At 68.0% G+C, this 13,412-nt stretch carries 10 protein-coding genes; 7 read left to right on the top strand and 3 right to left on the bottom strand.

Annotated elements, in window-relative coordinates:
• The first annotated feature begins 9 nt into the window (after positions 1 to 9).
• The 3 genes from cobA (at position 10) to M1248_RS02740 (ending at position 4,407) form a co-directional block, all read left to right on the top strand.
• On the top strand, positions 10 to 1,206 hold the full coding sequence (cobA, locus tag M1248_RS02750) for a uroporphyrinogen-III C-methyltransferase (protein WP_317147484.1): 1,197 nt from the start codon (positions 10 to 12) through the stop codon (positions 1,204 to 1,206).
• A gap of 107 nt (positions 1,207 to 1,313) precedes the next feature.
• Positions 1,314 to 2,819 carry an MFS transporter gene (locus M1248_RS02745; protein WP_317147671.1) on the top strand — a complete coding sequence of 502 codons (1,506 nt, stop codon included), beginning with the start codon at positions 1,314 to 1,316 and terminating at the stop codon, positions 2,817 to 2,819.
• Between the two features lie 70 nt (positions 2,820 to 2,889).
• The gene (locus M1248_RS02740; protein WP_163726350.1) at positions 2,890 to 4,407 is read left to right on the top strand and encodes an MFS transporter; all 1,518 of its coding nucleotides are present in this window, start codon (positions 2,890 to 2,892) and stop codon (positions 4,405 to 4,407) included.
• 26 nt (positions 4,408 to 4,433) lie between these two features.
• Here M1248_RS02740 and M1248_RS02735 read toward each other — a convergent pair whose 3' ends face one another.
• Entirely contained in the window at positions 4,434 to 7,043 is a 2,610-nt protein-coding gene (locus M1248_RS02735; protein ID WP_317147483.1) for a LuxR C-terminal-related transcriptional regulator, read from the bottom strand.
• Positions 7,044 to 7,181: 138 nt separating this feature from the next.
• On the opposite strand from M1248_RS02735, the gene M1248_RS02730 reads away from it, so the two are divergent.
• Positions 7,182 to 8,879, top strand: a complete 1,698-nt coding sequence (locus M1248_RS02730; protein WP_317147482.1) for a hypothetical protein — start codon at positions 7,182 to 7,184, stop codon at positions 8,877 to 8,879.
• Positions 8,880 to 8,927: 48 nt separating this feature from the next.
• The gene (locus M1248_RS02725; protein ID WP_163726363.1) at positions 8,928 to 10,670 is read left to right on the top strand and encodes a proline--tRNA ligase; all 1,743 of its coding nucleotides are present in this window, start codon (positions 8,928 to 8,930) and stop codon (positions 10,668 to 10,670) included.
• 25 nt (positions 10,671 to 10,695) lie between these two features.
• Here M1248_RS02725 and M1248_RS02720 read toward each other — a convergent pair whose 3' ends face one another.
• Together M1248_RS02720 and M1248_RS02715 are read right to left on the bottom strand one after the other, a co-directional pair.
• Positions 10,696 to 11,205 carry a ferritin-like domain-containing protein gene (locus tag M1248_RS02720; RefSeq protein WP_317147481.1) on the bottom strand — a complete coding sequence of 170 codons (510 nt, stop codon included), beginning with the start codon at positions 11,203 to 11,205 and terminating at the stop codon, positions 10,696 to 10,698.
• Positions 11,202 to 11,711: a hypothetical protein gene (locus M1248_RS02715; protein ID WP_174262008.1), complete on the bottom strand. Its 510-nt coding sequence runs from the start codon at positions 11,709 to 11,711 to the stop codon at positions 11,202 to 11,204. The genes M1248_RS02720 and M1248_RS02715 overlap by 4 nt, the downstream gene beginning before the upstream one ends.
• A gap of 147 nt (positions 11,712 to 11,858) precedes the next feature.
• Here M1248_RS02715 and rimP point away from each other — a divergent pair, with 147 nt between their 5' ends.
• Together rimP and nusA are read left to right on the top strand one after the other, a co-directional pair.
• Positions 11,859 to 12,398, top strand: a complete 540-nt coding sequence (gene rimP / locus M1248_RS02710) for a ribosome maturation factor RimP (RefSeq protein WP_317147480.1) — start codon at positions 11,859 to 11,861, stop codon at positions 12,396 to 12,398.
• Positions 12,395 to 13,396 carry a transcription termination factor NusA gene (gene nusA, locus M1248_RS02705; RefSeq protein ID WP_163726375.1) on the top strand — a complete coding sequence of 334 codons (1,002 nt, stop codon included), beginning with the start codon at positions 12,395 to 12,397 and terminating at the stop codon, positions 13,394 to 13,396. Before rimP ends, nusA begins: the two co-directional genes overlap by 4 nt.
• The last annotated feature ends 16 nt before the right edge of the window (positions 13,397 to 13,412 follow it).

The following is a 13,412-nucleotide window of genomic DNA, read 5'->3' as shown; positions in this document are numbered from 1 at the left end:
ACTCGGCGGGTGACCGAGAACGCCTACCTCGTCGGCCTGCGCCTTGGCGGCAGGAAGGTCGTCGTCGTCGGGGGCGGCACCGTGGCGCAACGGCGACTCCCGCTGCTGGTGGCCAACGGCGCCGACGTGCACGTCATCTCCCGCAGCGCCACCCCGGCGGTCGAGGCGATGGATGGAATCACGTTGGAACTCAGAGAGTTTCGTGACGGCGATCTGGACGGCGCTTGGTACGCGATCGCGGCGACCGACGATCCGGCCGTCAATGCCGCCGTCGTCGCCGAGGCCGAACGGAACCGGATCTTCTGTGTGCGGGCCGACGTCGCGCGCGAGGGCACCGCGGTGACCCCCGCCTCGTTCGAGTACGAGGGCCTGGCCGTCGGGGTGCTCGCAGGTGGAGACCACCGCCGGTCCGCCGCGATCCGGTCGGCTGTCCACGAGGCCTTGCAGCAGGGGCTCATCGCCGGCGAGACGCCGGGTGTGCTGCCCGGTGGGGTGGCGTTGGTCGGCGGCGGGCCCGGCGATCCCGAACTGATCACCGTGCGCGGCAGGCGCATGCTGGCCCAGGCCGACGTCGTCGTCGCCGATCGCCTGGCGCCGCCGGAACTGCTCGCCGAGCTCTCGCCGCACGTCGAGGTCATCGACGCCGCCAAGATCCCGTATGGGCGCGCCATGGCTCAGGACGCCATCAATGAGGTGCTCGTCGACCGGGCCAGGGCCGGCAAGTTCGTGGTGCGACTCAAGGGCGGCGATCCGTTCGTGTTCGCGCGGGGCTACGAAGAGGTGATCGCGTGCGCCGACGCCGGGATTCCCGTAACAGTTGTGCCGGGTGTGACAAGTGCCATAGCAGTGCCCGCGCTGGCGGGCGTTCCCGTCACACATCGAGGCGTCACACACGAGTTCGTCGTGGTCAGCGGGCATGTTGCGCCTGACCACCCCGAATCGTTAGTGAATTGGAATGCGCTGGCCCAGATGTCGGGCACGATCGTGTTGCTGATGGCGGTCGAGCGCATCGAGCAGTTCGCCAAGGTACTGCTGGACGGTGGGCGACCTGCAGAAACGCCGGTCCTGGTCGTACAACACGGCACCACGGCGGCGCAGCGGACCATGCGAGCAACCCTCGGCGACGCCGCCGAACGCATCCGCGAAGACGGCGTGCGCCCCCCGGCGATCATCGTGATCGGCCCCGTCGCGGCCTTCGGCGGTTAAAGGATTCTTAAGATTACTGTAAGGTAACCCGCATGACGGCTCTCAATGACGCCGAGCGGGCAGCCATGTTTCGCGACGCCGAAGGCGGGGCAAACCGGTCGTTACCTATGAATGTGGGCTACCCCGGCCAGGAGCGAACCGGCAGGTACCCGGCTTGGCTGCCCTCGCGGCGGTTCATCGCCGCGGTCATCGCGATCGGTGGCATGCAGCTGCTTGCCACCATGGACAGCACCGTCGCGATCGTCGCGCTTCCTAAGATCCAAGACGAGCTGAGCCTCTCCGATGCCGGGCGCAGCTGGGTCATCACCGCATACGTCCTGACGTTCGGCGGGCTGATGCTGCTCGGTGGCCGCCTCGGCGACGTCATCGGGCGCAAACGCACCTTTATCGTCGGCGTCACGCTGTTCACCATCGCCTCGGTGCTGTGCGGTCTCGCCTGGAACGAGGCGACCCTGGTCACCGCCCGGTTGCTGCAGGGTGTGGGCGCGGCGATCGCATCGCCGACCGCCCTTGCGCTGATCGCGACCACCTTCCCGAAGGGACCCGCGCGCAACGCCGCGACTGCGATCTTCGCCGCCATGACGGGCATCGGATCCGTCATGGGCCTCATCGTCGGCGGCGCGCTGACCGAGGTGTCCTGGCGCTGGGCATTCCTGATCAACATCCCCATCGGGCTGCTGATGATCCACCTGGCCCGCAAGACGCTGCGCGAAACCCACCGTGAGCGGCTGAAGCTCGACGCCACCGGCGCGATCCTGGCCACACTCGGCTGCACCGCCTCGGTGTTCGCGTTCTCGATGGGGCCCGAGCAGGGCTGGGTGTCGCCGATGACCATCGGCTCCGGTCTGGCCGCCTGCGCGTTCCTGCTGGCGTTCGTCTACGTCGAGCGCACCGCCGAGAACCCGGTGATGCCGCTGGAACTGTTCAAGGACCGCAACCGCGTTGCGACGTTCGCCGCGGTGTTCCTCGCCGGCGGTGTGATGTTCACGCTGACCGTGCTGATCGGCCTGTACGTCCAGGACGTCATGGGCTACAGCCCGCTGCGGGCAGGCGTCGGGTTCATTCCGTTCGTGGTCGCGCTCGGGATCGGCCTCGGCGTGTCGTCGCAGCTGGTGCAGAAGTTCCCGCCGCGGTGGCTGGTGATCGCCGGTGGCGTGCTGGTGCTCGGTGCGATGATCTACGGCTCCACGCTGGATGCCAACATCCCGTACTTCCCGAACCTGGTCATCCCGATCACGATCGGCGGCCTGGGCATCGGGATGATCGTGGTCCCGCTGATGCTGTCGGCGATCGCCGGCGTCGGCTTCGACCAGATCGGCCCGGTGTCGGCGATCGCGCTGATGCTGCAGAACCTCGGCGGTCCGGTCGTGCTGGCCATCATCCAGGCCGTCATCACGTCGCGCACGCTCTACCTGGGCGGTACCAACGGCCCGGTCAAGGACATGGACGCCGCGCAGTTGCACGCCCTGGATCAGGGTTATACCTACGGCCTGCTGTGGGTCGCCGCGGTCGCGATCATCGTCGGCGCCGTCGCCCTGTTCATCGGCTACACCGCGGCGCAGGTGGCGCACGCGCAGGAAGTCAAGGACGCGATCGACCAGGGAGAGCTGTGACTTCGGTGTAGTTGGTCGCGCACACCGCAACTGACTACACCCGATTCTCCGGTGGGTAGGCTGGCAAGCCATGTCTGCGGTGGGCGGTTCCTCGGCGTTCAACGAGGGCATGTCGGACCGGGCCACCACACCGCTGTCGTCATCGGTGTTGGGCCCGGCGATCATCGCGATCACCGGCATGCAGCTCATGTCGACCCTCGACGGCACCATCGTCATCGTCGCGCTGCCGCGGATGCAGGCCGATCTCGGCCTCTCCGACCCTGGCAAGAGCTGGGTCATCACCGCTTACGTCCTCGCCTTCGGTGGACTGCTGCTGCTCGGCGGGCGCATCGGCGACGCCATCGGCCACAAACGCGCGTTCCTGTCCGGTGTCGGCGTGTTCACGATCGCGTCGTTGGTGTGCGGGCTGTCCACCGACGGCGTCACGCTGATCGTCGCGCGTGCAGTGCAGGGCACCGGTGCGGCGATCGCCGCACCGACGGGCCTGGCCCTGATTGCGACGACGTACGCGGTCGGGCAGGCCCGTAATCGCGCGATGGCGGTGTCTGCCGCGATGCAGGGCATCGGTTCTGTCCTCGGGCTGGTGCTCGGCGGCGGCTTGACCGTCATCTCGTGGCGCTTGGCGTTCCTGATCAACATCCCCATCGGGATCGTGATCATCATCGTCGCCGTCCTGAAGATCAACGAGACCCATCACGAACGCCTGAAGCTCGATGTCACCGGCGCCATCCTGGCCACCCTGGGTTGCACCTCGGCGGTGCTGGTGTTCACGCAGGGCCCACCGCGCGGCTGGGTCGACCCGTGGGTCATCGGCGCAGGCGTCGCCTCGGCGATCTTTTTCCTCGCGTTCCTGATCGTCGAACGCACCGCCGACCACCCGATCGTGCCGTTCTCGGTGTTCGACAACCGCAACCGCGTGATGACGTTCATCTCGCTGTTCCTCGCGGGCGGCGTCATGTTGACGCTCAGCGTGATGGTCGGCCTGCTCGTGCAGGATGTGCTCGGCTATTCACCGCTGCGCGCGGGCGTGAGTTTCATCCCGTTTGCGGTCGCGTTCGGCATCGGCAGCATCGTCGCGGCCAAGCTCGCACCACATGTCGCGCCGCGCTGGCTGATTCTCGGCGGCGGGTTGTTCGTGCTCGCCGCCATGCTCTACGGCTCGACGCTGGACCGCGACGTCCCGTACTTTCCGGACCTGTTCGGACTCGTCATCGTCGGTGGCTTCGGCATCGGTGCGATCGCGGTGATCCTCCCGTTGTGTGCGATCGCCGGGGTGGGACCGAAGGAGATCGGCCCGGTGTCGTCGATCACGCTGATGGTGCAGAACCTCGGTGGTCCGGTGGTGCTGGTCGTGATCCAGGCGGTGCAGACCTCCCGCACGCTCTATCTCGGCGGCACGACCGGACCGGTCAAGGACATGACCCCCGCGCAGCTTGATGCGCTGGGCTACGGCTACACCTACTCGTTGCTCTGGGTGGCGGGCGTTGCGGTGATCGTCGGCGTCACGGCGTTCTGGATCGGATTCTCGGCACGCCAGATCGCGGCCGCCCAGCACACCCGCGAGGCGGTGGAGGCGGGCGAGCTCTAAGCGCGCGCCGGTCGTGGCAGCTTTCTTCAGCGCCCGTGCAGAATGGCGATCAGCTGTTCACGGCTGTTGGCCCCGACACGTTGCGAGGCGCGGAACAGGTGACCTTCGACAGACCGTCGCGACATCGTGAGGCGATCAGCGATTTCCTTATTCGAAAGCCCTTGTGCGGCAAGCGATATGATCTCGTGCTGTCGGTCGGTGAATAGTTTAGGCGTGGCTGCGGCGCGCAGAGCCGGGGTTCGGATGCCTTGGCACTGTGCGGCGAGGCGCTCGACGGTGGCGGACGCGTTCATTGCCGAACCGCGTAATCCGCTCCGCTGATAGATGACGACGGCTTGGGCCGCGGCGTCGACCGCAGCGAGTCGGTCACCGAATTCTTCATAGCGGCGGGACGCGCCGAGCAAGCCGTCACCATCCTCGGCGGCCAGAGCGGCAGCGTGGGTTGCAGCGGCGGCCGCACGAGGTCCGGCGACGTCGTTGGCCAGTTCGGCCAGCCGTGCGGCCGTGGTGCGGTCGCCGAATTGGGTCGCTGTCTGCAACAGCATCACCTCCCAGGCGGGTCGGCGCAGGCTGCGCTCGCGCTCGGCGGCGTCCCGGATGATCGAAATCGCCGTCGTGGTGGTGCCTTCGGCGGCACATACCCAGGCCTCGGCAATCGATTTCGCCGAGTCCCACTTGCGTGCGTCAGTGTCCCGATCCCACCACTCAAGCGCGGTGAACTCACGTCGCGCGTCGATTGCGTTGCCGGCCATACCCGTCACGGTGGCTAGCCATGATCGGGCGAAGGCCTTCAACATCTGGCCAAGGCCACCGCTTTCCAGGTGCGCGACCGTCTCTTGCAGCGAGAGTTGGGCCACCGGGAGATCGCCGTGACCAATCGCCGACATGGCGGTGAAAAAACTGCGCCAGGACTGCTGGAACGGAACGTCGATCGTGTCGCCTCGGATTTCCTCGATCATGTTGTCGGATTTGGTAAGTGCGCCTGCGAGCCAGTACGCGGTGACTTGGAATGTCGCTAGCGGAAGGCGCAGATGCGAGGCCTCCGCGGACGTCTCTGCCAGCCGGTATCCCGAATCCGCCGTTGGTTCGAACTCGTCGATGCGGCCGAGATCGCCCAGTCCGGAAACCACCGTCCAGATCAGAAACATCCGAGCCATACCGCTGGCGGGTGGATCGGCGAGTATTTCAGCGGCTCGCTCGGCAGCGGCGGCGGAGTGCCCGCGCACGAGGTCGATGAACGCCCGTACTGCGCTGGAAAGGGCTTGCGCCCCTTCATCGTCACCGGGCACCGCCTCAGCGAGTTCTCGTTCGGCGCTCGCGACGTCACCGAGGCTGGCGGCGAAGTTCATCGCGCGCAGAATGGCGATCTGCGCTCGGATCGGGGCCTCCGTTTCGCCGGCGAGTTCGGCCAGGATGGCCTCCGAGTCAGTCCCACGCTCCTGCCACGTGATTGCCATCGCTTCGATGAGCTTGGCTTCCAGTCCGCCGCCGACTGACACGGCCCGCTCGGCCAAGGTCTCTGCGAGCCGCAGGTCGCCGAGTTGCATGGCGGCCGACGCCGCGGCGAGAAGAACTGCGATGTCGGGCGCGAGGTTCGAGTCGATCATCAGCGCTGCGCGCCGCACCAAGTGTCTGGGGTCGACGGAGTCTTTTCGGGCGAGCTCGGTGGCGATCCGTCCGCGGAGTCGCCGCATCTGCACGGTGCCGGTGTGCGTGACGTCGCACAGCATGGGGTGAGCAAGCCGCACAGAGGTGGGACGCACGCTGGTGTCGACGCTTATCAGCCCGAGCGATTCGGCTTGGGCCAGCGCATCGGAGTCGGCGATGGTCTCCAGGATGTCGCTCTCCAAGGGCTCGGCCACGGCGAGTGCGCCGAGTACATCGCGGACCGCAACCGGCGCCTGCGCGATCCGGGCTTCGAGCAACTCGGCCAGCGTGGAGGACAGCCGAGGATGCCCGTCCCACAGCCACACCCCCGAGCGCAGCGTCATCCGGTTGGCACGCACCTCGTTGTCAAGCAGATGCCGAAGGTATAGCGCATTGCCTTGGGTGTATTGCCAAAGGCGTTGTGCGCTGAAGGAATCGACCGGACCGCCGAGCACCTGGCCCACCAGGCTGCCGATCTCTGACGGCGATAAAGGTTGTAGTTCAAGGCGTTCGAGATGATGGTCTTTCCAGATGGCGGTGATGGCATCGGGAGTCTGTTCTTTCGAGCGGATCGTCAAGATGACCGTGGCAAGACGGCGTGTGATGAGTTGGTGGACGGTGAACGCCGAAAGGTCGTCCAACAGATGCGCGTCGTCGACGCCGATGACCACGTCGCTGTGCTGGGCGTCGCCGACGACGCCGTCGATCACTTCGCGGACCCGCCGCAGCGGGTCGGGGCCGAAGTCGCTGGCGATGTCGGCAAATGCGCCAAGCGGAACGCTGCGTGCCGATGTGGTGCCGACGATCCAGTGCGAGCGCGTACCACGGCGACTGCACCTGTCCACGGCTTCGCGCGCGACCCGCGTCTTGCCGACACCCGCCGGGCCGGAGAGCACGATTCCGCGGGAGCGATCTGCCGCCGGTTCGGTGGCCTCGGCGATCACCGCGAGTTCCTCGGCGCGCCCGACCATGGGCCACTGGCGGATCACCGGCGAATTTTAACTGGGACCGCCGTCCAGCTGCGGCGGCGGCACGACGCGTACCTCATTGCGGAGACGGTGACGTGGCAAAGGTGAGGTAACCGACTACTCCAGCCGGCCCGGCGCAGCGAATTTACGCTCCCTGGCATGTCGAAGCGTGCACGGAAGTCGTCACCGACCCAGTTCCGGATGCTCACCGCGGCGTTGGCTACCGGCAGCGTGGTTGCCGCCGGCGCCGCACTGGCCGGAACCCAGCCCGAGCCAGTCGCGCCTGCCAAGCCGGCCGCGCTGGCGCGCACGGCCCCGGCCCTGGTCGGGTTGCAGATCCCGACGCCGAACACCCTGCTGACCGCCGTCACTGGAACATGGACCACCGGAGCGTCAGGTGGCGGGGTGAACTCGTCGGGGGCAGGTCTGTTCGGCGCGCTGACCGGGTTCGTGCCCTCGGCGAGCGGGCTCACGTCGGCCGCTTCGTCCACCGCGCGTACGTCATCGAATGCGTCGGTGCCCCTCGCCCTCGCCGGCGCGACGCCCACCGGCGAGCGCTTACCCAGCGCTGTGTCCGACGCGAGGGACCGCATCCCTCCGGCGTTCGCGCGGACCCAACAGCTCGCGCTCATCGGCAATACCGACCTCGTGCTCGCGCGCATCCTCGGCCTGCCGGCGCAGATTCAGGCCAACCCGCTGAACATGATCGGACCGGGAGGCTGGCTCATCGGCGACGCCGTGACGGCTGGCGCCGCCGGTGGCTTCCTCATCGGCAACGGCGCCGATGGCGTGGCGCCGGGCCAGAACGGCGGACACGGCGGCATCCTTGTCGGCAACGGCGGCAACGGCGCGAACGGTGGGCCCGGCCAGGACGGTGGCGACGGCGGATCGGCAGGCCTGCTGCGGGGTAACGGGGGCTACGGCGGTATCGGTGGCGACGCCACAGGGATCACCGGTGGGACGGCCGGCGATGGCGGCAACGGTGGTTCCGCACCAAACGGGGTGGGCGGCGACGGCGGCCACGGCGGCAACGCCGGCACGATCAGAATCATCAACGGCGAACGGGTCGAGAATACCCTTCGCGGGCCCGCGACCGGCGGCAATGGCGGCAACGGCGGCGACGGCGGGCTCGACGGCGGCGAAGGTGGCAACGGCGGCAGCGCCGCAACCACCGACGGTGACGCCACCGCCGGCAGCGGCGGCAATGGCGGCGATAGCACTTCTGGCTGGGGCGGCGACGGCGGCAACGCCGGCCTGATCGCAGCCACCACCGGCCTGGGCGCCACTGCCACCGGCGGCAGCGGTGGTGACGGTGGCGACGGCGGCATCCGCGACGGCATGGGTACCCGCGGTGGAAACGGCGGGAACGGTAGCAACAGCGTCGTCAGCTCGAGGGGCGACGCGGTCGGTGGTGACGGTGGCGACGGCGGCGACGCGGTGCGCGGCAGCGGCGGCGATGGTGGAAACGCCTCCTCGCACGGTGATTTCGCAGAAGGAGTCTTCGCGGACGGCAACGCCTCCGGCGGTGATGGCGGAGACGGCGGCACCGGCAACGGCGGCTTCGTTTCGTCGGGCGATGGTGGCGACGGCGGCCGGGCCGGGGCCGGTGGCTTCGGCGGCGGCAGTGGCGTCACCAATCCAGTAGCCACCGGCGGGGACGGCGGCCGCGGCGGCGATGGTGGTCCTGGGGTCGGGGGCGGGGACGGCGGCAACGGCGGTGACGCCACCAATCCCATCGGCCACGCGTTCGGCGGCGACGGTGGCGACGGCGGCACACCGAGTGGCGACGGCGGAACCGGCGGCACCGCCACCGGCACCGCGGGCAGCTCTGACGGCAACGACGGCGCCGACGGGTAACGCGGCCGCGGCAACCTCACCCGACAGCGCTCACTAAGGTTGTCGGCTGTGATCACCCGCATGTCGCAGCTGTTCCTGCGCACCCTGCGTGACGACCCCGCCGACGCCGAGGTTGCCAGCCACAAGTTGTTGATCAGGGCCGGCTACGTCCGCCCGATCGGCCCGGGGCTGTACAGCTGGCTGCCGCTGGGTCTGCGGGTGCTGCGCAAGATCGAGGCGGTCGTCCGCGCCGAGATGAACCGTATCGGCGGGCAGGAGATTCTGTTCCCCGCGCTGCTGCCCAAGGCGCCCTACGAGGTCACCAACCGCTGGACCGAATACGGCGACGGCGTCTTCCGGCTGCAAGACCGCAGACGCAACGACTACATGCTGGGGCCGACGCACGAAGAGTTCTTCACCACGACGGTCAAGGGGGAGTACAGCAGCTACAAGGATTTCCCGCTGCTGCTGTTCCAAATCCAGACGAAGTACCGCGACGAGGCGCGCCCGCGAGCAGGCATCCTGCGGGGCCGTGAGTTCGTCATGAAGGATTCGTATTCGTTCGACGTCGACGACGACGGACTGCGGACGCAGTATCAGGCGCATCGCGCTGCGTACCAACGCATCTTCGACACGCTGGGCGTGGAGTACGTGATCGTCTCGGCGGTGTCCGGCGCCATGGGCGGCAGTGCGTCCGAGGAGTTCCTGGCCGAAAGCGACATCGGTGAGGACACGTTCGTGCGCTGCGATGAATCCGGCTACGCCGCCAACGTGGAGGCCGTCACGACGGCGGTCCCGGATGCGCTGCCGATCGAGGGTCAGCCCGACGCCACGGTGTACGACACCCCGGACACGCCGACGATCGCGACGCTCGTCGCTTGGGCCAACTCGGTGCTGGACCGCGAGGTCACCGCCGCGGACACGCTCAAGAACGTGATGCTGAAGACCCGGGTGCCCGGTGGTGACTGGGAGCTGTTGGCCGTCGGCGTGCCCGGCGATCGCGAGGTCGACGACAAGCGATTGGGCGCCGCGCTGGAACCGGCCGAGTACGCGCTGCTCGACGACGCCGACTTCGCCAAGCACCCGTTCCTGGCCAAAGGCTATATCGGCCCGAAAGCGTTGCTGGCCAACAAAGTTCGGTTCCTGGTCGACCCCAGGGTGGTCGACGGCACGTCGTGGATCACCGGCGCCGACGAACCGGGTAAGCACGTGGTGGGCCTGGTCGCCGGACGGGACTTCGTCGCCGACGGCACGATCGAGGCGGCCGAGGTACGCGACGGTGATCCGTCACCCGACGGCGCAGGACCCCTGGTGTCGGCCCGCGGCATCGAGATCGGCCACATATTCCAGTTGGGCCGCAAGTACACCGACGCGTTCGAGGCCGACGTGCTCGGCGAGAACGGTAAGCCGGTGCGCCTGACCATGGGGTCCTACGGCATCGGGGTGTCGCGGCTGGTCGCGGTGATCGCCGAACAGCACCACGACGAGCTGGGCCTGCGCTGGCCGTCGTCGGTGTCCCCGTTCGATCTCCACGTCGTCATCGCCAACAAGGACGACGCCGCCCGCGCCGGCGCCGAGGAACTGGCCACCGCGTTGGACGCCCAAGGTCTTGAGCTGCTGCTCGATGACCGGAAAGCCTCGCCAGGAATCAAATTCAAGGACGCCGAGCTACTCGGTGTGCCGTGGATCGTGGTGGTCGGCCGCGGCTGGGCCGACGGCGTCGTGGAGTTACGCAACCGGTTCACCGGCGAAAACCGGGAAATCTCAATCGAAAACGCGGCCAACGACATTGCGACGGCACTGAGAACCTGAGCGCCGCCCTCGCGCCAGGCGGGGTTTATTCAGAGCCGCCGGGGAAGGCGACCGTGATCGGTGTCGTGCCCAGAGCGCGGGTCCATCGTGCCGCCCTGACCGCGCAATCCGTCAGCGCGCCCACCGCGAACGCGCGCTCCTTCTCGTCGGTGGCCTGTTCGACGACGGCCCGCCACGCAACCGCGGAGTCTTCTTCCATTCGCACCGCGAGATTGGCCGCGTCGGTGGGGTTGTTCACCTCCATCGGCAACTCGTACCCTGCCGCGGGCAGCGGGGCGTCCACGGAACGTGCCTGCAGCATCGCCAATGCCTCCTCGCGCTCTTTGCGGTGCGCGGCCATCGACGACGAGACGAGGTAGTTCAGGTCGGGGGCGGAATGAGCCGACACGATCCCATAGCCGTAGATCGACGCCTGCGCCGTCGCGATCGCGTCGAACAACGCGGCGTCGGCGGAGTTCTGCGGCCGCGATGGGCTGGTCGGTTCGGCGACCCGCGACGACGTCGTCGTCGAGGGTGTCGGTTCCGGGGACGTCATTGCGCGCGCCCCGGCGGAACCAATGCCACGGTGTAGGCCGCGGTGCATGCCGCGGCGATCGAGCCCAGCAGGCCGGCTCGGTAACCCGACATCTTGGTCGCCAGTTCGGTCGCGCTGGCCGCGGACTGCCTCAGCGCCGAGATCACGTCCTTCACAGTCGGGGCCGCGGCCGGCGCTGCCGTCGTGCTGGTCGGGGTGGCGGTGGGCGCATCCGTCCCGCGCATCCTGACCAGTTCGTCGGTCAGCGCCTGGGCGTGCGCCGCTCGCTCGGACGCCACGGCGTTCAAGGCTTCGACGATGTCGCCGCGCGCGGCGGCCGCCGCCTCGGTTGCCAATTGGCTGTCGGTGCGGGCCCGTTCGAGTTGGGCGGCCAGCTCGTCGACCTCGGGGGGCGGTTCCGACGAACCGCATGCGGCCACCGACGCGCCGAGCAATGCCAAGGCCGCCGTGCCGATCAGCACTCGTCGCCTGCTGACGGTCGGGTTCGGGCTCGGCACGTGCAACATCTTGCCATTGCAGCGACCGCCGACGCCCACCGCGCTTTTTGCCGGTTGCCGCGGCGGCGCTGGCGTATCGTTGGAAGACGGTTTCAGTGTCCACGTGCCAGGACACGCCGAACCTGTGTCCGAACAATTCAAGATGAGGAGCTCGCCGTGACGGAGCGGTCTGCGGGATTACCTTCGCAGCAGCAGGTCATCGAGCTGCTTGGTGGTGAATTCGCGCGCGCAGGCTACGACATCGAAGACGTCACTATTGACGCCGCCGCACGTCCGCCCCGCATCACGGTGGTGGCCGATAGCGACGACGGTCTGAATCTGGATTCGGCCGCCGCACTCTCACGATCCGCATCCGAACTGTTGGATCGCCTCGACGGCGATGCGACGCCATACGTCCTCGAGGTCACCTCGCCGGGAGTGGACCGCCCGCTGACCACCGAGAAGCACTTCCGCCGCGCGCGCGGGCGCAAGGTCGAGCTGACGCTGTCAGATGGTGCCGAATTGACTGGCAGATTGGGTGAAACCAGCGATGGCACCGTGCGATTGGTGGTACGTAAAGGGCGTGGTGCCGATCTGTCGGTCCGTGAGCTACCGATGGAAGACATCGCCAAAGCGGTTGTACAGGTTGAGTTTTCACCTCCGAACAAGCGTGAGTTGGAGCTGGCCGGTCAAGCTGGGAAGGGGGGCCCGCGGTGAACATCGACATGGCGGCGTTGCACGCCATTGAGGCTGACAAAGGAATTTCGGTCGACGTCGTCGTCGAGACCATCAAGTCAGCGTTGCTGACGGCGTACCGCCACACCGAGGGGCACGAGGCGGACGCGCGCATCGAGATCGACCGCAAGACGGGCGTCGTCCAGGTGATGGCGCGGGAGACCGACGAAGACGGCAACGTCATCTCCGAATGGGACGACACGCCAGAGGGTTTCGGCCGCATCGCCGCGACCACTGCGCGTCAGGTGATCCTGCAGCGGTTGCGCGATGCCGAGAACGAGAAGAACTACGGCGAGTTCTCTGCCCGCGAGGGTGACATCGTCGCCGGTGTCATCCAGCGCGATGCCCGAGCCAATGCGCGGGGCCTCGTCGTCGTCCGCATGGGCAGCGAGACCAAGGGTTCCGAAGGCGTCATCCCGTCGGCCGAGCAGGTGCCGGGGGAGCGTTACGAACACGGCGACCGCCTGCGCTGCTACGTCGTCGGCGTCAGCCGCGGCGCCCGCGAACCGTTGATCACGCTGTCGCGCACCCACCCCAACCTGGTGCGCAAGCTGTTCTCGCTGGAGGTCCCCGAGATCGCCGAAGGTTCGGTGGAGATCGTGGCAGTCGCCCGCGAGGCCGGCCACCGGTCGAAGATCGCGGTGACGTCGCGGGTCTCGGGGCTCAACGCCAAGGGGGCGTGCATCGGCCCGATGGGCCAGCGGGTGCGCAACGTGATGAGCGAGCTGTCCGGCGAGAAGATCGACATCATCGACTTCGACCCCGACCCGGCGAAGTTCGTAGCCAACGCGCTGTCGCCGGCCAAGGTGGTGTCGGTGAGCGTCATCGACGAGGCCGCCCGCGCCGCCCGCGTCGTCGTGCCGGATTTCCAGCTGTCGCTCGCGATCGGCAAGGAAGGGCAGAACGCCCGGCTCGCGGCCCGGCTGACGGGCTGGCGCATCGACATCCGCAGCGATGCCGAGGCTGTACCGGCTGGATGACGCGCAGTCGGTGCCG

It is taken from the genome of Mycobacterium sp. 29Ha (assembly GCF_032883055.1).
Lineage (GTDB): Bacteria > Actinomycetota > Actinomycetes > Mycobacteriales > Mycobacteriaceae > Mycobacterium > Mycobacterium gallinarum.
Note: the sequence above shows the minus strand (reverse complement) of the source record. Positions and strands in the feature narration are given on the sequence as shown.